Here is an 18,441-nt window from a genome sequence, read left to right as displayed (position 1 = left end):
TCTGCTCTTGCGCCGTCGTCCCTGCCGTGACATAAGACAATAAGGTTTTATTCCAATGAAAGACGTCATCAAAGGTTTTCGGAAAATCGTATATCTCTCCTTCCCGCCGGAAGTCTCCGGCAGACCCGTAGTCTGCAATCTGGCGAGACGATTCGACCTGAGTTTTAATATTCTCAAGGCCGAAATCAGCCCCCGTCAGGACGGCGCCATGACGCTGGAAATCAGTGGCTTGGAGGAAGATTTTGAAAAAGGCATCAATTACCTTAAAGAAAACAATGTCCGCATCACACCGGTTGCGCAAAAAATTTTCCGTGACGAAGAAACCTGCATGCATTGTGGGATTTGCACGGCCATGTGTGCGACTGGAGCCTTGTTCCTGGACCGGGCCACGCGTGAAGTTTGCTTTGACGTCGACAAATGTTCGGCCTGCGGCATGTGTACGCGCGTCTGTCCGGTGCGAGCCATGACCGTGGACCTGGATAACAATGGAGGCATGGAATAGGAGCTTGCCCGCATGACTGATCGGCGCGCCTTTTCCCGAGTCAAAGCCCGCCTTCGGGCGTGCGCCCGGCCTCTGCGGAAGGCGGATTCATCGGCGATGTATCGCTGGTCGGCTGCGCACGTGGAGCGTCCCACGGAAAAAGAACTGCTGGAAGCGCAGGTTCCGCATACGCTGATCCGCTTTCTTACGGCTCTGGATCAAAAATTGGACATGCTCCTGGCGCTCCAGGGACAAGATCAAATTTTTCAGGAGTATCCGCACCGCCTGGAAATACGGGATATCTCCGGCGGTGGGGTAATCTTCTATTCAGACGAAAATTTTGCAAAAGGAGATGTCCTGGAAATCGTCATCACCTTATGCGACGCCCCGCTCCAGACCGCCGCTGCGGTAGGTAGGATCGTAGAATGCGGACCCGAACAAGAATATCATTTTGTCTTCACGAATATTCGTGAACATGATCTGGAAAGAGTGGTCCAGTTTGTCTTTCAGGAGGAACGGGAGCAAATCCGCCGGGAAAAATGGGCCTGAGGCGGATCCTGAACGAAAAAAACAGCGGCCCGCCGCTCGGAGAACACAACATGACGCCGGAACAACAGCTTGACGAAATGACCAGAGAACTGCTTGACGGCCTTGTGGGCGACTTGGCGGAAACCGTAGCACCGACCATCATTGAAGCCGTGACCAATGCCCTACGCGGAGAAATCAACGCCAAGCTTTCCAAAGCGCTGATGGACGGCGAACTGTACCGGCGCCTCAACGATGACATGCAAACGGGCCTGAAGGATATTTACGCCGAGATTAAAACCGCCAAGGGCGGCGAAAGTGTTGTTCCACAGATCGTTGCGGAGGCCGACCCGGAAGAACTGTTCAACCAGGCTTCGGACCAGCTGGACGCCGTACTCCAGACCACGGAAAAAGCTGCTGTCGATATCATCGAAATCGTGGAACAGCTTCAGGAAATGCAAGGTGTTGTTGACAAAATCGTCAAAGGATTTGAGTCCGGTGGCGTTACTCGGCACGACAGAGAACGGCTCAAGGAAATAAACACCACCCTCGGCAATGACCTTTCTCAAATTATGGTCACCATGAGCTTCCAGGATCTCACGGGCCAACGCATCAAAATCATCATCGACTCGCTTAAAAAGATTGAACAAATAGTGCAACACCTCATTGTTTCCACTGGCTTGATGATTCAGACCCGCGCTGCGGCGCCAGACAAAAATCTGGAGGAAATCGAAGAAGAGGTGAAGTCGCGGACCACGCAACTCAATGGACCGAGCATGGAAACAGATCAGCAAAATGTGGACGACCTGCTCTCACAATTCGGACTCTGATCCTCATCTGCTCAGCTCAAAAAGGCCGCCTCCCTATTTTCCAGGGAGGCGGCCTTTTGCATCACAACAAAGCAGAGTGGATAACGCCCACAGCTTGTAGCTAGAACAACACCAAAACCGCTAGGCCGAGCAAAGTAAAAAAGCCCAGAGAGTCGGTAATGGCTGTCAGGAAAATAGAGGAAGCCTGAGCGGGATCCCTTCCGATCTCTCGCAAGACCAGTGGGATAGCAGCACCTGCGAACGCACCGAAACATATGTCGATCGCCAGAGCAGCGGTCATGACGTTGGCCAGCATGAAGTGCTGTGTCAGTCCAAGCACGGCTCCCCAAACCAAAGCACAGATAAAGAAACCGTTGATCATGCCGATCCGCATTTCACGAAGCACGGCCAGCCAAGAACGCTTTCGATCAAAACGTTCCATTGCCAACTGACGAATCATCACCGCCAAGGCCTGCTGCCCGGTATTACCAGCCTGGTTCGCCACGATGGGCATAAGCACGGCAAGTACTGCCATCTGGGCAATCGTCCCCTGAAACAGATGCACCACAAAGGCGGAGACCGCAGAGTTCATGACATTCAAGATCAGCCAGGGCAGCCGTTTCTTCACGGAATACAGCACGGGAGAATCCGTGGTTTCGTCCGCACCAGCACCCACCATGGCTTGCATGTCCTCGGAAGCTTCTTCCTGAATGATGTCAATGACATCGTCCACGGTCACGACACCGAGCATACGATCGCCAAAGTCCAACACGGGCATGGCCAACAGATTGTAGTGGCCGATAAGGCGGGCCACTTCCTCCCGGTCCGTATCGTAGGTCACGGATACGAGATTCTGGGCCTTGACCAACTCGCGCAAAAGTTTCCCGTGACGGGCCACGAGCATATCGCGAAGGGAGACCACGCCTGTGAGCCGGCCGGCAGAATCCACCAGATAGGCATAATAGGGAATTTCCTTGTCTTCCACCTCATCACGCATTTTTGTGATGGCCTGGTCCACGGTAAGAGACTGGTCCAGGATGACCACCTCGGTGTTCATGGCCCCACCGGCGGAGTCGGGATGGAAGGTCAGGAGATTTCGAAGCTCGGCGCGTTCTTTGGCCTTGACGCGGCGCAAAAGACCCTTACGATGTTCCTCATCCAGGCCTTCCAGGATGTCGGTCGCATCGTCGGGAGCCATCTGCTCCAAAATTTTAGCGGCAAACCCGTAATTCAGATTCTGAAAAAGGCTTTGCTGCTCATGGCGATCCATCTCAGCGATGGAATCCGCCGCATCCTTAATCGGAAGTTGTTTGACGAATTTGACCTGCTCCTCCACTCCGAGCCGTTCAATATGCTCAGCGGCATCGGCTGGGTGGGTTTCTTCATCAACCTCCACCGGTGAAGGAGTACCGACGGCGTGCGTCAGAGACTCCTCTTCAGGCGGCTGTTGCATCTCGTATGGAGCCTTATTTTCGGTCATTGGCGGTGTCTAGCCTAAATGCCCGGCAACGTCAAAGGCGCAAGGCGAATCAAGCCATTACAAGGCCGCAGTTTCCCTAAGCCGACGTGGACTTGACGAAAAAAACTCTGCCACGTAGGGACGCTGATTCGACACATTCTAACCTTGTCGGAACATCATGGAACCAAACCAATTCGAGACGTTTTTCCAGGACGAGGCCCGCATGTTTTTGCTGGCCTCCATACGTATCGCCCTGTCCGAAGATGGACCGGACCTGACCTCCACAGGCATCTTCGCTCCGGAGGACACGGCCCAGGCTCAAATTGTGGCCAAACAGTCTACCATCGTGGCCGGATTGCCCATCCTGCCCCTGGTGCTGGAGTTTGGCGACGGAACCTGTCGGATTCACCTTAATGTGGACGATGGAGACCGCGTTTCACCCGGCACACTGGTGGCCGTGATGCAAGGTCCGGCAGCCAAGCTGCTCAAAGCCGAACGCGTCATGCTCAACTTCCTCTGCCACCTTTCCGGCATCGCGGAATTGACATCTCGGTATGTCGAGTCGCTCCGGGGAACCAAGACCAAACTCCTCGATACCCGCAAAACCCTCCCGGGTTTGCGCTACCCGGAAAAATACGCGGTACTCTGCGGTGGGGGCCACAACCACCGCAAAAACCTTGTTGAGATGTGCATGCTCAAAGACAACCACATCGACCGCGCCGGAGGCATCACACAAGCCGTTGCACAACTCCGCTCCGCGCACTCCCCCTGCCCGCCCGTTGAGGTGGAGTGCCGCACCCGTACCGAGGTGGAGGAAGCCGTAACCTGCGATGTACAGCGTATCATGCTGGACAACATGCACACTGAAGAAATACGCGAATGTCTGGACTTGATTCCGGACAAAATAGAAACCGAAGTTTCAGGAGGAGTGAATTTGGACACCATTCACGACCTCGCGCAACTCGGACCGGACTTCATCTCCGTGGGACGCTTGACGCACTCGGCTCCAGCCTCGGATTTCAGCATGCGCATTGAACCGCTCTAACCCGCGAGACAATATCATGACCCATTCTTTGAACAGAATCCTAAACAAAAAAGAACAGCTGGGAGACCGACTTGCGATCCTGGCCCACCACTATCAGACCGATCCCGTTGTAGAGGTTGCCGACATTACCGGCGACTCTCTGGAACTGGCCCGCCATATCGAGCATCTGGAAGCGGAACTGATCGTTTTTTGCGGCGTCTACTTCATGGCCGAATCAGCCGCCATCCTTCGCCGTCCGGATCAACAAATCTTTACCCCCGAGCCCGAGGCCTCTTGCCCCATGGCGGACATGGCCGACCCCGATGACGTGCGCAACGTTTTGCAGGCAATCGGGTCGACCCGGCGCGTCGTACCCTTGACCTACGTCAACTCTTCAGCGGAAGTAAAAGCTGTCGTCGGCGAGGCGGGCGGTTCTGTCTGCACCTCGGCCAACGCCTCCACCATGCTCCGTTGGGCCATGGACCGTGGCGACGCGGTTCTGTTTCTCCCTGATCGGCACCTGGGATGGAACACGGCTGACAAGCTGGGACTCCCTGAATCCGAAAGATTGATCATTGACCCGGACACCATCACACCGGAAACAGCAAAAAATGCGCGTCTCCTGCTCTGGCCCGGTCATTGCCCCGTGCATGACGTCTACGACATGGGCCGTGTGGAGCAATTACGCCGCGAATATCCAGGATGCCGCATCGCAGTGCACCCGGAAAGTCCGGCCTCGGTCGTTCAGGCAGCCGATGCGGATGGCTCCACCTCGTTTTTGATCCGCTGGTGCGAAGAAGCGCCCGAAGGCTCTACGCTCATTGTGGGTACAGAAGCCAGTCTGGTCAATCGGCTGGCAAAACGGTATGAAGGGCGCAAGACCATCCTGCACCTGGACATGGGCTGGTGCGAGGACATGCGCAAAATCACGCCCGAAAAAGTTGCCGACCTGCTGGAGAACATTGCCCAGGAACCGGCCGAGGACGTGGCCGAACACGTCAAGTTCCCCGCGCGTACCGCCCTGGAACGCATGCTCCAGGCTTGTTCCTGATCATCGGCGCACCTTCCCGCCGCAGCCTTGAGAGGAAACCGTGAACGGGTACCGCCTCAAAACAGACATTCTGATTATCGGCTCCGGCATTGCCGGCAGTATCGCCGCCCTGACCCTGGCCGAATCCGGCCTGGATGTGACCTTGATCACAGCGGGCGAAAAATTGGCCTCCGGCAACTCCCGCCTTGCCCAAGGCGGCATCGTCTACACCGGTCCGGGTGACGATCCCCGCATCTTGGAGCGGGACATCCTTACCGCCGGGTGGAAACAAAATTACACTCGGGCCGTGCGCTACCTCTGCCGAAAAGGCCCGGAAGTGGTTCGCGAAACCCTCATTGAAAAATACGGTGTTCATTTTGATGAACGCCAGCCCGGAGACTGGTATCTGACCCGTGAAGGCGGCCACAGCGTATCCCGTATCCTTTGCTGCGCGGACCATACCGGGCGAAACATCGTGGAATCGCTGCATGCCGCTTTGGAAAAGCATCCAAACATCCGTACCCTGACGCGCCGCACCGCCGTGGACCTGCTGACCACGCACCACCACGCGGGGAAATTGGAATACAAATACAGCTTGGCCAACCATTGTGTGGGGGCATACGTCTTCAACGGTGATTCCGGTCAAGTGGAAACCATCCTATCCGACTATACTCTTCTGGCCACCGGAGGTGTTGGGCAGGTTTTTCTCCACACGACCAACACCCGCGTTTCCATCGGCTCCGGACTGTCCATGGCCTTCCGCGCCGGTGCCCGCATCTTCAACGCGGAATATATTCAGTTTCATCCCACTGCCATGTATGCGGGGTCCAAGAAAAAAGATCGACGTTTCCTGATCTCGGAAGCGGTTCGCGGCGAGGGTGCCAAGCTGATCAACTCTTCGGGTGAGGCCTTCATGACCCGATATGATTCCCGGGCCGACCTCGCACCGCGAGATATCGTGACACGGGCCATCATGGATGAACTACTCCAGACCGGTGAAGACTGCGTGTATCTGGATGTCGCCGGAAACGTAGAAAAAAACCTTCAGGAGCGCTTCCCCACCATCTATACCCGGTGCCGTGAGGTCGGCGTCGACATGAACCGCGAACCCATCCCCGTGGTTCCGGCGGCTCACTACTTCTGCGGGGGAATCCTTTCGGACACGCGCAGCCGCACCACACTGGAGCGCTTATACGCCGCCGGCGAATGCGCCTGCACCGGCCTTCACGGTGCCAACAGACTGGCTTCCACTTCCCTTCTGGAAAGCCTGGTTTGGGGTCACAGCGCGGCCAGAGATATTCAAAAACGCTTCAATCGTAACTCCCACCTTTCACGCAAACTCATGGAGTCCATCCCGGACTGGGAAAGCCCCGGAGACATCCAAAACGAAGACCCGGCTCTGATCGCCCAGGACTGGGCCTCCATCCGCCACACCATGTGGAACTACGTCGGCATTGCACGCAACACCGCACGTCTGAGCCGGGCTTTTTCCGATCTGCGCAAGCTCTCCAAAAACCTGCACGACTTTTATAAAAAGACTCCCATCAGCAAACCCCTCATCGACCTGTTCCATGGTTGCCAAGCGTCCTACTGCATAACGGCCGCGGCTCTTCGCAATAAGGAAAGTCAGGGATGTCACTATCGTGTAGACTGATTCACTTTGTTGCCTAACAAAAGTAACGCCGCCTGTTTATTCAACAGACGGCGTTATTTTTGTGCAGCACAGAAAAAACTACTTACGCCAAAACTCCGGCACGAACAAAATGACGACAGTATAAATCTCCAACCTGCCGAGCAGCATGCATAACACCAGCACCCATTTGGCCAAATCCGGCAGCCCCGCATAGTTGTCCGTGGGACCAACGATGCCCACACCCGGACCAATATTGCCGATACAGGCCAACGAAGCGGCAAAACTGCTCATCAAATCCACGCCCGTTGCCGCGACGACCAGAGCAGAAAGCACGAACAGCAACAACCAGAGCACAAAAAAAGCCCACACGCCGGAAACAACGCCATGCGGAATGGCCTTACCGCCGACTTTGACCTGTTTCACGCTCCGGGGGTGAATCAATTGAATCAACTCTTTATACGAATGCTTGACCAACAGTTGGATGCGCATGACCTTCATACCGCCACCGGTGGAACCGGCGCATCCCCCCACGAACATACAGACCAGCAACAATGCTTGGCATAACGAAGGCCAAAGCTCATAGTCCGCAGTAGCATAGCCGGTTGTCGTCAAAATGGAGGCCACCTGAAACGCCGTATACCGCACCGCGTCGGACACGCTGGAATAATCGACGCGGAGTACATCCACGGTGATAACCAGAGAACACACGCCAAAGAGAGCCAGAAAAAGACGTAATTCGGAATCCTGTAGCACATCCCGGATTCGCCCGCGCAAGGCCAAAAAATGCAGTGTAAAGTTGATGCCTGCGATGAGCATAAATACGGTGATGACCCAGTCGATATACGCGGAATCAAAGGCCGCCACCGAGGTGTTCCGGGTTGAAAAACCGCCTGTGGCCATGGTGCCGAAGGTATGGCAAAGGGCGTCAAACAAATCCATTCCACCCAGCATCAACAAAACAGTCTCCACGGCGGAAAACAGGACGTACACCTTCCAGAGCAACAACGCCGTGTCCTTAATACGCGGCTTGAGCTTATCCGGAACCGGTCCCGGCACCTCCGCCTTATAGAGCTGCATTCCTCCCACGCCCAAAAAAGGCAAAATCGCTAGGGACAACACGATTATCCCCATGCCCCCAAGCCAGTGAGTCAGACTACGCCAGAACAATAGTCCCCGGGGTACGGCTTCGATGTCGGACAACACACTGGCCCCGGTGGTCGTAAATCCCGACAAGGATTCGAAAACACAGTCCACCAACGAACCACCGAAAATCCCGGACAAAAGAAACGGCAACGCGCCAAAGAGACCAGCTGCCAACCAGCCAATGCCCACAATGGCCATTCCCTCCCGATGGCTCAGGCCACGTTCCATACGGGAGTTCCGAAACACTCCGAACATGAATGCTCCGGCGCACAAAGTCGCCACCATGGATCCCAAAAGCGGCATCACTCCGGCGTCCCCGTAATACAGAGAAAAAGCCAAAGGCCAGGCCATAGTCAGGCCGACACAGAAGACCAGCGCTCCGATGACGTGCAGAACGTAACGCAGACGCACTTAGAAGAACTCCACTTTTACATCCAAGGCCTTTTCCACCTTGGTAATATTTTGTCTTGTGGAAATAATCACCAAACGGTCGTTTGGCTCAATGACCGTATCGCCGCGAGGGATGACCACTTCGTCCCCCCGTTGGAAACAAAGAATCAGCGCTCCCTTCGGGAACTTGATGTCCTTAAGCGGCTTGCCGACCACAGAGGAATGGTCCTGGGCAATGGCTTCCAACGCTTCGGCATCTTCTCCCTTGATGGAAGCCGTGGACATGACCTTGCCCCGACGGATGAAATGCAGAATGGAGTTGATGGCGGAAAGGCGGGGACATACCAGATGATCAATGCCGATCGGTTCAATGAGCGGCATATAAGCAAAATTGTTGATCCGAGTGATGGTTTCCCGCGCACCCAAATTCTTTGCCAACAAGCATGCCAGGATATTTGTCTCCTCATCGCCGGTCACGGAGATGACCAGATCCAGTTCCCCTACATTCTCTTCGCGGAGCAAATCCTGGTCGCGGGCGTCTCCCTGCAGCACGATGGGCCGGTTGAGTTGTTCGGCCAAAAAACCACACCGTTCCGGATTCGCATCCAAAAGCCGAGTATGATAGAATTTATTATCGAGCGATTTTGCCAATTTATAACCAATGTTACCACCGCCGACAATAAACACGGTCTTGATGGGTGCGGGGCGGATGCCGAACCGCTTTAAAATTTCATCCTGGTCCCGAATGTCGCATGCAAAATAAACAGTGTCCGAACCATTGATCACGTCCTCACCAGTGGGAATGATCAGCTCATCATTGCGCACCAAAGCCGCAATAACCACCCCCAGCTCCCCGATAACGTCCCGCAAATCAAAAAGCTGACGCCCCACAACAGGACTGCCCACGGGCAGGCGCACACCGATGAGCCGAATTTTTCCTGCGGCGAACTCGTTGATCTCCACAGCCCCCGGCACACTCATAAGGCGAAGAACCGAGTCAACCACTTCCTGATCAGGGTTGATGATCCGATGGATGCCCGGTTCCCCTTCGGTGATCAAATGCTTGTACTGAGTATAGTCCTCGCCGCGAACCCTGGCCAACAAGGTGATGTCGTCAGCCAGCTTGCCCGCGTAGACACAAGCCATAATGTTGATTTCGTCCGAATCCGTTACCGCCAGGAGGATATCTCCTCCGGCCACACCGGCCTCCTGCAGCACACGCGGACTGCATCCCGAGCCTTCAAACGTCTGAACATCCGTGGACTCGGATACCTTTTTCAAGGCAGCCGGGTTCTTGTCGATGACAATAACTTCTTTATTTTCCACGGCAAGACGCCGGGCAATATGAAAACCGACTTCTCCAGCACCCACAATAATAATCCGCACGACAGCCTCCTCCCCGGCAGACGACATAGCGTAAGACGTGATTTGTAACCGCGTTTCACACGGGAAGCAACCGCCCCGGATCATCGAATTTCACACCTGTTTTTGACTTAAGTCAAAAAACAAACATCAAATCAATGATACCGAATAGAACCATCCATAAACGGCTGGAAACGGCCCTTCCTTCATGCGGATCATGGCCGCTCCGTTTTTTCCGTAAGGACATCAACCTCTGGAGAACGCATGAAAAAACGCGCCATAGCGCCGATCCTTTGGACAACCGTCGGTATCCTGATCGCCTTTCCCGTGTTCAGCATGACCTATTACACGATGGTGCGCACCTCCACTCCTGAGTTCTGTGCGAGCTGCCACGAAATCGAACCTGCGGTTCAGGCCTGGCAGGTATCAACGCATGTGAACAATCCACAGGGGTTGGTGGCCGATTGCATGGACTGCCACCTGCCGGCTCCGCATGACACGATGAATTTCTTTTTCACCAAAACCTGGCACGGCATCAAGGACGTGGCCGTTCACATAGCCACCGGAGGCAACGACTACGTCCGCAAAGAACAACGGGAAAAAGCCTACCAAAGCATCAAAAATGCCCAATGCCTGAAGTGTCATCGCAATCTCTTGTCCATGCCGGATCAGCGCGGAGCCATGCTTGCCCATAAAAGCGCTCTGCACCCGCTTCCTGGATACGAAAAAAACTGTACGGACTGTCATCGGAACCTCGTTCACGTGGACCGTCCCTACTATGGCTACAAACAAGATCTTCCCCCCTACCGTGCCACAGGGCTGCACAAGCTGGTGCGGTTTGACCCGGATGAAATTCCGTAGTGCGTTTCCGTGCTCCGGCACATGGCGAATATTTTCCGTTTAGCGACCGAACCAGCAAAAATCGGAGGAAGGAGGGACTTCAATGAACAAGAAATGTTTCATCGCCGTCATGTTGACAGTGGCGGCATTTGCCGTGTCATCATTTGCCTCGGCTGCTCAACAAAATCTTCCAAAGCCGAAGGAATTTCGCATCGAACGGGGCATGCCTCCACAGGCCGTAGCCTGCATCGAATGCCATAAAACCGAAAGTCCCGGACTGTTTACGGACTGGGCCATGAGCCGCCACGCCTCGGCCAATGTGACCTGCCTGGACTGTCACCAGGCCCAAACAGGCGACAAGGACATCAGCCAGGAACACTTCAAGCAGTACGAACGCTCCGACACCAAGTGGGGAACCGGAGAATATAAAATCGCTGTGGCCGGGGTCGTCACACCCAAAGACTGTTCACGGTGCCATCCCGATGAAGCCATGCAATACAGCCGTTCCAAGCACGCCAACACAATGGAAATCATCTGGAAAATCGACCCATGGCTCAACCACGGCATGAACAACGCCGTGGAGCGCTCCACGGGCTGTTATACTTGCCATGGCACCATCCTTCGCCAGAATGAAGATGGAAAACTTGATCCCCTGACCTGGCCCAATGTCGGCGTTGGACGCGTCAACCTGGACGGCAGCCTCGGATCATGTACCAGCTGCCATACCCGCCATCGCTTCTCTGTCATGGAAGCCCGCAAACCCGAGGCCTGCGGACAATGCCACTTGGGTCCGGATCATCCCCAGATTGAAATCTACATGGAATCCAAACATGGAGACCTGTACACAGCTTTCGGAGACGAGTACAATTGGGATTCCGCCCCTGGCACCTGGACCCCGGGCGTAGACTACCGCGGTCCCACCTGCGCTTCGTGCCATATGTCCGGATCGGGGTCCGTGATGACGACTCACGACGTTACGGAGCGGCTTTCCTGGGAACTCCAGGCTCCTTTAACGATTCGGCCACAAGACTTCCCGGCGTTTCCGGCAAAGACCGACTGGAAGGTAGAGCGCGGCAAGATGCAAGACATCTGCAACCAGTGCCATTCCAAAACCTGGACGGAAAGTCACTACGCACGCATGGATCAAGCCGTTGCAAACTATAACGAGATATACTTCAAGCCCGCAAAGGCCATGTTGGATAAGCTCTATGAAGCTAACCTGCTGGATAAGTCACGGTTCTTTGATGAGGAACTGGAAGTCCAGTACTATGAACTCTGGCACCACGAAGGCCGCCGCGCACGCATGGGTACGGCCATGATGGCACCCGACTATGCCTGGTGGCATGGATTCTATGAATGCAAGCACCGCTACAACACGTTCATGGAATTAGCCGCGCAACTGATCAAATCCGGGAAGCCTGCCCATAAGGCCGACCCGTATCCGGGATCCGGCGGAGACACCACACGACCGCCGCAGCTGTTCGGTAAGCAATAAGCCATAAAAAGGCTCCGCATCATATGGTGCGGAGCCTTTGCAATGGAACGTCGAGGCAACTCCAGAACTTACAACAGGGCTTCTTTCACGGCCTCAATGCCATGCTTTTCCAAAAACTTTGCCGTGCGGTGCCGTTTGGGAGCCTGCTCCGCATAATAATCCAAGAAGCGTCCCGCCAGTTCCACAGCCTGCTCCCTGTCCAGCCCCTCGGCCAGCAGATCCCCAATGCGGGGCCGCCCGGCGCTGGAGCCGCCCACAATCATGGTCCAACCGTTTTTCTTTCCTAAAAAACCAATATCTCTTACCCAGGACTCACCACAGCACATGGGACAGCCGGATACGCCCATCTTCACCTTGGCTGGCAGTTCGCGCCCAACATAAAGTTGTTCCAGCTCCAGCCCCAACCCAAGAGAATCCCGAAGCCCCAGCCGACAAACCGCTGTTCCTGGACAGGCCTGAACATAATGCACGCAAAGCCCAGTTGCCTCCCCCACCTCCATACGCAAGTCGTCCCAAGCCCGGGAAACATCCTGTTCCGCCAATCCCACAAGCGCCATGCGTTGACCCGAAGTGATCTTCAAGACAGGTACTTCGTACCTCCGAGCCACATGGGCAATGGACTCCAACTGATCCGGAGTCATGATCCCGGCCGGCGTCCGGGGAACAATGGCGTACGTCGTCTTGTCCCGCTGCAATATCGCGCCTTTCAAGGCATCCTTCATTCCATTCCTCCCTTCTCATCCTTGTTGGTATAAGCCACTCAGCCAGCTGACCGGGGAAGCGTTACATCTTCCGCCACAAGGAAACAAGGTGGAAACCCAAACAGGACAGGACGCCCGATCCATCTCCTGTAGCCGGGATCAGATGGGGGGTGCAATGACCACAAGCACCCGCATCCGGGAAATTGCCCGGACGCCATGCGGTTCTGCGATGTCAGCGATAAGCACGTCTCCGGTTCGGGCTGGAACGCGCATCCCTTCCGCACCCAGAAATTCTCCTTCGCCTTCAAGCACGGTCAGCACCAACTCCCCTTCAATATCATGTGAATGCAAGGGCAATTCCTGTCCAGGCTCAAAGTTAAAATTAACCACCTTGGTATACGGCGATGCATGTGCATGCAGCGTGCTGAACGTTTCCGCCTTGAATCCATTCTCTTCCGTCAAAGATATCGTCCGCATGGTTCTCCTACCTTTTTTTTAAAGCCCCAACCCGGTTCACCGCCGCCACTCCAGCACTGCTGAACAGGCGATGCAATCCGAAATAATCTTGGAACATCTAGGTTACCATTCACCGGTGTTGTATTTTTCGTATTGTCAACCAACCGGAAAATGCAGCATAGGCCCACTCAGTTAACGTCCACATTTTATTCGTCAACTGGTTTCGCGGCCCACAACCTGTCCGCGACAGGAAATAACAACCCTCTCAAAGCGCAACGGTACCCCTGCCCGAGCAACCGCCTTGGCCACGATACGACTCATATTTGCGCAACATGGAACCTCCATTTCCAACACGGTCAAGGATCGAATGGAAGTGGTCTGAAACAGTGCCGACAGCCGCTCGACGTACGATTCCGAATCGTCAAATTTGGGACAGCCCATGAGGACCACGCGTCCAGGGAGCCAACGGGAATGGAAATCGGGCAATGCCACGGCAACACAATCAGCCGTAAGCAACAAATCCGCATCCTGGAGAAAGGGAGCATCCGGCGGGACCAAACGTATCTGTACGGGCCAGTGCGACAGGGCGGAAGCACCCTTCTCGTTATCCGTTCGGATCCGGGGACTGTTGAATCCTTCGCATGGAGACAGGGTCTTAACATTTGCGGAAGGGCATCCGCTGAATTGCTGTGCGGATTCTGCGGCATGCACCGGCTGCCCCGTTGCAAGCAGCGCTTCGACGGCCTGCTCATCAAACGCTTCGGCCTCTCGGACTTCAATGCTCAAAGCCCCCTGAGGGCAATGGCCCAAACAGGCGCCAAGGCCATCACAATACTTATCGGCCACAATGCGAGCTTTTCCATCCACAATGCGAATGGCTCCCTCGGCGCAACTGGGGACACAAAGCCCACAACCATCGCACTTTTCCTCGTCAATCCGAATTATCTCACGCTGCATACCCATACTTTGACTCCTTGACATCTTGTTCAACGTGAGATCACCTTGCGTCAACAGAGCAGGAAAGTATTTGACCAAAGTCAAAGGGAGCAGGCGGAAACAACATTTTCAAATCCTAATTCCTCCAAAAGCACCCCCAAACGCAATCCCGGCTTCCAATGCTGCATGAACAAACGGACCAAAGCGTCGACCAACTGCAACACCGCGTCATCATCGTATAGCCCCGGCAACTCCCTTGCCAAAACCGGTAAACGGCCCAGACGTCCCCCCACAACCACACGCCATCCTGTTGCCGTCATACGCATGGCCCCCTCAGGACAAGCGGCCGAACAACGCCCACACAAAAGGCATTGATCCCGATCAATCAGCGGAACACACACACCTGTTCCATGAGCCGGCTCCATCGACACGCTGCCTTCCGGACACGCCCCGGTACAGAATCCGCAGCCGGTACACGCATCCGGTTCAACGTTAGGCAACACTGCCCGTAACAACCCAAAATCCACAATCTGCGGCCGGGAACATCCATTGGCACACCCGGCGATCGCAAAGCGAATCCGCTTATGGACGGAAACACCACTCCCAACTTGTTCCAAAACAAATTCCGACCACCCGGTTTTTTGCACGACATCAACAAACCGATCCACGAACCCTGTCTCCATAGGCAATCCGAAACGGCAATCATGTGTGGTGCAGCCTCGACACAACGTCACATCCCAACCATCACCTTGCTTCCTCACGCCTTTACCTCGCAGTCTAATTCCTTGTCCCCCCCACTATTGGCAAAATACTTTGACAGCAGCACTGACTTGGGTCAAAAAAAAGCATTATGGAGTATCAAGAGACCACAGCAGGCCAACCCTTTTCGCTTTCCAACGTGTCTCTATTTCACGGTCTGCCGGAGGAGCAGGTACGGGAATTGACACGCATTGCGGTTCCCCGTCTCGTTGAAAAGGGAGAAGAAATCTTTCAAGCCGGGGAAGAAGCCCGCGGCTTTTATGTGGTGAAAAGCGGATCCATCAAAATCTACCGAGCCGCCATGAACGGTAAGGAGCAAATCATTCATATCTGGAGCCAGGGGGATATGTTCGGCGAAGTGCCGGTCTTCCAAGGCACCACATTTCCTGCAAGTGCTCGGGCGTTGCAGCGATCGAAATTGCTTTTTTTTCAGCGCAAGGCCTTCCGGTCACTCATTCGGGACGAACCGGACCTCGGTATGAATATGATCGCGCTTCTGGCCGGACGACTCCGCCTGCTTGTCGGACAAGTGGCAACCCTCAGCCTCAAGGAAGTCCCGCAACGGCTGGCCGCCTATCTGTTGCTGCTGGCTTCGACCCAGGAGTCCGACGAACTCCGCCTGGAGCTGCCCAAAGGCCAAATCGCCTCTTATCTCGGGACAATCCAGGAAACACTCTCCCGAACACTGCGCCGCATGGCGGAACAGGAGGTCATTGCCATGCGCGGACGGCATATCTCGATCCTGGACAAAAGCCAGTTGGAAAATCTGGCCTCCGGACAACAACAACTCTGAATCACCGCCACGCCTTTTCAACCAACGCAAAAAGCCCGCTGTGCCGTGCACAGCGGGCGGAAAGTCGAAACTCTTTCCCGAAACAGCTGACGCTAGTCGAGCTTGTTCACGGCCTGCTGCAAGCGGCCGATGCGACGGGAAGCATTGCGCCAGTGAACGGTCTTCTTACCAGCGGCTTTATCAAGAGAGGACACGGCATCGCGCAGCGCCACAACGGCCTGCTCCTTGTCCTTCTGCTCCACGGCAAGGCGCACGGCCTTCACCTTATTTTTGATCTGGGTCTTGGCGGCGCGATTACGGTCACGACGCTTCAAGCTCTGGCGGTGCCTCTTCAGGGCGGATTTGTGATTGGCCAAGAGTATTCTCTCCTACTTTTTCGTTAGGCAAATCTTATTTATGATGCGCGCGGCGCACACTACTCGCTCAACAGAAACTGGTCCATTATATGTTCTTCGTCAGAATGTCAACAAAACCACCGGGGATGCCCAACAATTTTCTACACCTGCAGGGCACTGAAATCTGCCAGACGGCCCAAGCGATCTACGAGTGATTTCAACGTATTAAGGCGATTTTGCCGCAGCTCGACATCCTCACACATAACCATCACCCCATCAAAAAAAGCATCCACGTCAGGCCGCAAATCACGCAGGGATCCTAGAAGTCCGGCAAAATCATCGTCCTTCCAAAGCGTCTCAAAGCGAGATTCACTTTGCTCCAATCGTTCAGCAAGTGCCTTCTCCGGCTCCTCGACCAAAAGGTCGGACCGAAAATGCCCCGTCAACTCCTGGTCGGCCTCTGCGCCCTGCTTACGGATGATGTTGGCGGCGCGCTTGAAAGTCAACACGGACTGCTCAAAATCATCATCCTTGCTGAAGGCTTCAAGAGCCTCCATACGCAATTGCAAAGTGCGAATGTCATCAAATCCCGCCCCCAGGGCCGCTTCGGCAACCAATACGCTGATTCCGCGTCCGGAGAACAAGGCGCGCAGACGTTGCCCGAAAAAGTCCATCAACCTATCCAGAGCCTGATCCGGGGCAATCTTCCATTTGACGTCCGAGTAGCCCTCAAACGCGGCAGAAAGCAAATTCCGAAGGTTCAGGTTCAGGCCATGCTCCATAATGATGCGCGCGATCCCCAAGGCGCACCGACGCAAAGCATACGGGTCGTTGGCGCCGGTGGGGATTTTGCCGAGGCCGAAGCAGCCGGCCAGTGTATCGGCCTTATCCGCCATGGAAAGAATCGCCCCGGACAAGGATGTCGGTACAGGAGAATCCGGTCCGGCCGGTCGGTATTGTTCCCGAATGGCATCAGCCACAACGTCGCCTTCCCCGGCCCGATGTGCGTAGATGCCGCCCATGACGCCCTGCAGCGAATCAAACTCGTTGACCATCTCGGAGACGAGGTCGGACTTGGCCAACCGCCCGGCGCGGGCATAAGCGGCCAGCTCTCCGGGAGCAATCCCCTTGGTTTCTCCAAGGCGTTCGGCGAGTTTTCCACAAAGCCGCTCCAGCCGACGGGATTTATCTCCCATGGAGCCGAGCGGTCCCAAAAATACGACATGTTCCAGCTTATCCAGCCAGACGCCCAAATCCGTCTTGATATCCGCTTCCCAGAAGAATCGGGCATCTTCCAAGCGGGCCTTGAGCACGCGCTCCCAGCCTTTTTTCACCAAAGAGGTATCTGACGGTTCCAGGTTCAAAGTCGTCAGGAAATGCGGCAAAAGGCGCCCATCAGCTCCCCGCACACCAAAACTCTTCTGGTGGCTTTGCATGGATGTAAGCAACACTTCGGCAGGCAGTTCCAAGTACAGCGGATCAATATCGCCAAGCACAGGAACGGGAATTTCCACCAGGTTGGCTACCTCGCGGAGCAGCCCTTCATCCCAGACGATCTCGCCCCCCTTCTCTTTCGCCAAGGCATCGCCGCGCTCCCGAATCACGCGCACACGCTCTTCCGGATCCAGCATAACCCGGCATTCTTCCTGTGCGATACGCGCATAGTCCCCGGCCCGGGCCACTTCAAACGGTCCCGCTCCCATCACACGATGGCCGAACGTCTGACGCCCGGACTCCAACGTATTGACCTGAAACGGCACGACGTTTTCGTCCAGCAAGGCCAAAAGCCAGCGAATGGGGCGACCAAAGGTAAAATCATAGTCACCCCAATGCATTTTTTTGGGAAAACTCATCTTCTTGATGCATTCGATGCAAATCCCCGGAAGCACATCCACGGTCTTGCCCCCCCCAAGGGTCTTGCGAGCCGCAAGATATTCTCCCTTGGCAGTCTGCACGGTGTACAAATCCTCAGGGCGGACCCCCTGAGTCTTGGCAAAACCGCTCCCGGCCTTGGTCAGCTCTCCATCCTTGTAGGCAATGGCGCTGGGAGGTCCGGTGACCTCTTCTTCCTGAGTACGCTGCTGATCCGCCATGTCCGCAATCAACGCCACGATACGGCGAGGCGTGGCATACGTGCGCACGTCCCGGTGATCAACCATGGCCTGTTCCAGCAAAACAGACAGACTTTCCCGCAATTGTTCCGCAAGCTTCGGCACGAAACGCGCAGGCATCTCCTCTGTGCCGATTTCAAATACAAATTCAGCCATTCT

18 protein-coding genes are annotated in these 18,441 nt (G+C 55.2%); 9 read left to right on the top strand and 9 right to left on the bottom strand.

Translation table 11 applies throughout. From position 1 onward, the window contains the following. Positions 1–55: 55 nt before the first annotated feature. Genes B5D49_RS07115 through B5D49_RS07105 form a run of 3 tightly spaced genes read left to right on the top strand, consistent with a single transcriptional unit; the run spans position 56 to position 1,836 of the window. Positions 56–502: an NIL domain-containing protein gene (locus B5D49_RS07115; RefSeq protein WP_078716990.1), complete on the top strand. Its 447-nt coding sequence runs from the start codon at positions 56–58 to the stop codon at positions 500–502. A gap of 12 nt (positions 503–514) precedes the next feature. Further along, positions 515–1,030 (top strand): PilZ domain-containing protein, encoded by a 516-nt coding sequence (locus tag B5D49_RS07110; RefSeq protein ID WP_078716989.1) that lies wholly within the window; start codon positions 515–517, stop codon positions 1,028–1,030. Positions 1,031–1,080: 50 nt separating this feature from the next. Beyond that, complete coding sequence (locus tag B5D49_RS07105; RefSeq protein ID WP_078717011.1) at positions 1,081–1,836, top strand: protein phosphatase CheZ; 756 nt, start codon at positions 1,081–1,083, stop codon at positions 1,834–1,836. Between the two features lie 100 nt (positions 1,837–1,936). Here the strand turns inward: B5D49_RS07105 and mgtE are convergent, their stop codons facing one another. After that, positions 1,937–3,295 carry a magnesium transporter gene (gene mgtE / locus B5D49_RS07100; protein ID WP_078716988.1) on the bottom strand — a complete coding sequence of 453 codons (1,359 nt, stop codon included), beginning with the start codon at positions 3,293–3,295 and terminating at the stop codon, positions 1,937–1,939. A gap of 157 nt (positions 3,296–3,452) precedes the next feature. On the opposite strand from mgtE, the gene nadC reads away from it, so the two are divergent. From nadC to nadB, 3 genes are read left to right on the top strand one after another with little or no spacing between them, the layout of a single operon-like run. Next, on the top strand, positions 3,453–4,319 hold the full coding sequence (gene nadC, locus B5D49_RS07095) for a carboxylating nicotinate-nucleotide diphosphorylase (RefSeq protein WP_078716987.1): 867 nt from the start codon (positions 3,453–3,455) through the stop codon (positions 4,317–4,319). 16 nt (positions 4,320–4,335) lie between these two features. Next, positions 4,336–5,349 carry a quinolinate synthase NadA gene (gene nadA, locus B5D49_RS07090; RefSeq protein WP_078716986.1) on the top strand — a complete coding sequence of 338 codons (1,014 nt, stop codon included), beginning with the start codon at positions 4,336–4,338 and terminating at the stop codon, positions 5,347–5,349. A gap of 40 nt (positions 5,350–5,389) precedes the next feature. After that, entirely contained in the window at positions 5,390–6,982 is a 1,593-nt protein-coding gene (nadB, locus tag B5D49_RS07085; RefSeq protein ID WP_078716985.1) for an L-aspartate oxidase, read from the top strand. 78 nt (positions 6,983–7,060) lie between these two features. On the opposite strand, the gene B5D49_RS07080 is transcribed toward nadB, so the two are convergent. Together B5D49_RS07080 and trkA are read right to left on the bottom strand one after the other, a co-directional pair. Further along, positions 7,061–8,515, bottom strand: a complete 1,455-nt coding sequence (locus B5D49_RS07080; RefSeq protein ID WP_078716984.1) for a TrkH family potassium uptake protein — start codon at positions 8,513–8,515, stop codon at positions 7,061–7,063. After that, positions 8,516–9,880 (bottom strand): Trk system potassium transporter TrkA, encoded by a 1,365-nt coding sequence (gene trkA, locus B5D49_RS07075; protein ID WP_078716983.1) that lies wholly within the window; start codon positions 9,878–9,880, stop codon positions 8,516–8,518. It lies immediately after the preceding gene. A gap of 240 nt (positions 9,881–10,120) precedes the next feature. Here trkA and B5D49_RS07070 point away from each other — a divergent pair, with 240 nt between their 5' ends. Together B5D49_RS07070 and B5D49_RS07065 are read left to right on the top strand one after the other, a co-directional pair. Further along, a complete protein-coding gene (locus tag B5D49_RS07070) occupies positions 10,121–10,717 on the top strand; it encodes a cytochrome c3 family protein (RefSeq protein WP_078716982.1) in 597 nt (198 codons plus the stop codon). An 82-nt stretch (positions 10,718–10,799) separates the two neighbouring features. Then, entirely contained in the window at positions 10,800–12,191 is a 1,392-nt protein-coding gene (locus B5D49_RS07065; RefSeq protein WP_078716981.1) for a multiheme c-type cytochrome, read from the top strand. 68 nt (positions 12,192–12,259) lie between these two features. Here the strand turns inward: B5D49_RS07065 and B5D49_RS07060 are convergent, their stop codons facing one another. The 4 genes from B5D49_RS07060 to B5D49_RS07045 form a co-directional block, all read right to left on the bottom strand. Continuing rightward, complete coding sequence (locus B5D49_RS07060) at positions 12,260–12,913, bottom strand: nitrite/sulfite reductase domain-containing protein (protein WP_078716980.1); 654 nt, start codon at positions 12,911–12,913, stop codon at positions 12,260–12,262. Positions 12,914–13,051: 138 nt separating this feature from the next. Further along, the gene (locus B5D49_RS07055) at positions 13,052–13,369 is read right to left on the bottom strand and encodes a cupin domain-containing protein (protein WP_078716979.1); all 318 of its coding nucleotides are present in this window, start codon (positions 13,367–13,369) and stop codon (positions 13,052–13,054) included. Between the two features lie 192 nt (positions 13,370–13,561). Beyond that, on the bottom strand, positions 13,562–14,305 hold the full coding sequence (locus B5D49_RS07050; RefSeq protein WP_327083011.1) for an ATP-binding protein: 744 nt from the start codon (positions 14,303–14,305) through the stop codon (positions 13,562–13,564). 80 nt (positions 14,306–14,385) lie between these two features. Beyond that, positions 14,386–14,967: a 4Fe-4S binding protein gene (locus B5D49_RS07045; RefSeq protein WP_078716977.1), complete on the bottom strand. Its 582-nt coding sequence runs from the start codon at positions 14,965–14,967 to the stop codon at positions 14,386–14,388. 167 nt (positions 14,968–15,134) lie between these two features. Here B5D49_RS07045 and B5D49_RS07040 point away from each other — a divergent pair, with 167 nt between their 5' ends. Then, on the top strand, positions 15,135–15,836 hold the full coding sequence (locus B5D49_RS07040; protein WP_078716976.1) for a Crp/Fnr family transcriptional regulator: 702 nt from the start codon (positions 15,135–15,137) through the stop codon (positions 15,834–15,836). Positions 15,837–15,928: 92 nt separating this feature from the next. Here B5D49_RS07040 and rpsT read toward each other — a convergent pair whose 3' ends face one another. After that, a complete protein-coding gene (rpsT, locus tag B5D49_RS07035) occupies positions 15,929–16,192 on the bottom strand; it encodes a 30S ribosomal protein S20 (RefSeq protein WP_078716975.1) in 264 nt (87 codons plus the stop codon). A 140-nt stretch (positions 16,193–16,332) separates the two neighbouring features. Beyond that, positions 16,333–18,438: a glycine--tRNA ligase subunit beta gene (gene glyS, locus B5D49_RS07030; protein ID WP_078716974.1), complete on the bottom strand. Its 2,106-nt coding sequence runs from the start codon at positions 18,436–18,438 to the stop codon at positions 16,333–16,335. Between the last annotated feature and the right edge of the window lie 3 nt (positions 18,439–18,441).

The organism is Paucidesulfovibrio gracilis DSM 16080 (genome assembly GCF_900167125.1).
GTDB classification, from domain to species: Bacteria; Desulfobacterota; Desulfovibrionia; order Desulfovibrionales; family Desulfovibrionaceae; genus Paucidesulfovibrio; species Paucidesulfovibrio gracilis.
This window is presented reverse-complemented; position numbering and strand designations above follow the sequence as displayed.

What these genes read in the sequence shown, in the direction of transcription:
- B5D49_RS07105 (WP_078717011.1), top strand. Translation starts at nt 1,081, where the DNA reads ATGACGCCGGAACAACAGCTTGACGAAATGACCAGAGAACTGCTTGAC.
- mgtE (WP_078716988.1), bottom strand. Translation starts at nt 3,295, where the DNA reads ATGACCGAAAATAAGGCTCCATACGAGATGCAACAGCCGCCTGAAGAG.
- B5D49_RS07040 (WP_078716976.1), top strand. Translation starts at nt 15,135, where the DNA reads ATGGAGTATCAAGAGACCACAGCAGGCCAACCCTTTTCGCTTTCCAAC.
- B5D49_RS07055 (WP_078716979.1), bottom strand. Translation starts at nt 13,369, where the DNA reads ATGCGGACGATATCTTTGACGGAAGAGAATGGATTCAAGGCGGAAACG.
- B5D49_RS07045 (WP_078716977.1), bottom strand. Translation starts at nt 14,967, where the DNA reads ATGGAGACAGGGTTCGTGGATCGGTTTGTTGATGTCGTGCAAAAAACC.
- B5D49_RS07065 (WP_078716981.1), top strand. Translation starts at nt 10,800, where the DNA reads ATGAACAAGAAATGTTTCATCGCCGTCATGTTGACAGTGGCGGCATTT.
- B5D49_RS07060 (WP_078716980.1), bottom strand. Translation starts at nt 12,913, where the DNA reads ATGAAGGATGCCTTGAAAGGCGCGATATTGCAGCGGGACAAGACGACG.
- nadC (WP_078716987.1), top strand. Translation starts at nt 3,453, where the DNA reads ATGGAACCAAACCAATTCGAGACGTTTTTCCAGGACGAGGCCCGCATG.
- B5D49_RS07115 (WP_078716990.1), top strand. Translation starts at nt 56, where the DNA reads ATGAAAGACGTCATCAAAGGTTTTCGGAAAATCGTATATCTCTCCTTC.
- B5D49_RS07050 (WP_327083011.1), bottom strand. Translation starts at nt 14,305, where the DNA reads ATGCAGCGTGAGATAATTCGGATTGACGAGGAAAAGTGCGATGGTTGT.
- glyS (WP_078716974.1), bottom strand. Translation starts at nt 18,438, where the DNA reads ATGGCTGAATTTGTATTTGAAATCGGCACAGAGGAGATGCCTGCGCGT.
- nadA (WP_078716986.1), top strand. Translation starts at nt 4,336, where the DNA reads ATGACCCATTCTTTGAACAGAATCCTAAACAAAAAAGAACAGCTGGGA.
- B5D49_RS07110 (WP_078716989.1), top strand. Translation starts at nt 515, where the DNA reads ATGACTGATCGGCGCGCCTTTTCCCGAGTCAAAGCCCGCCTTCGGGCG.
- B5D49_RS07070 (WP_078716982.1), top strand. Translation starts at nt 10,121, where the DNA reads ATGAAAAAACGCGCCATAGCGCCGATCCTTTGGACAACCGTCGGTATC.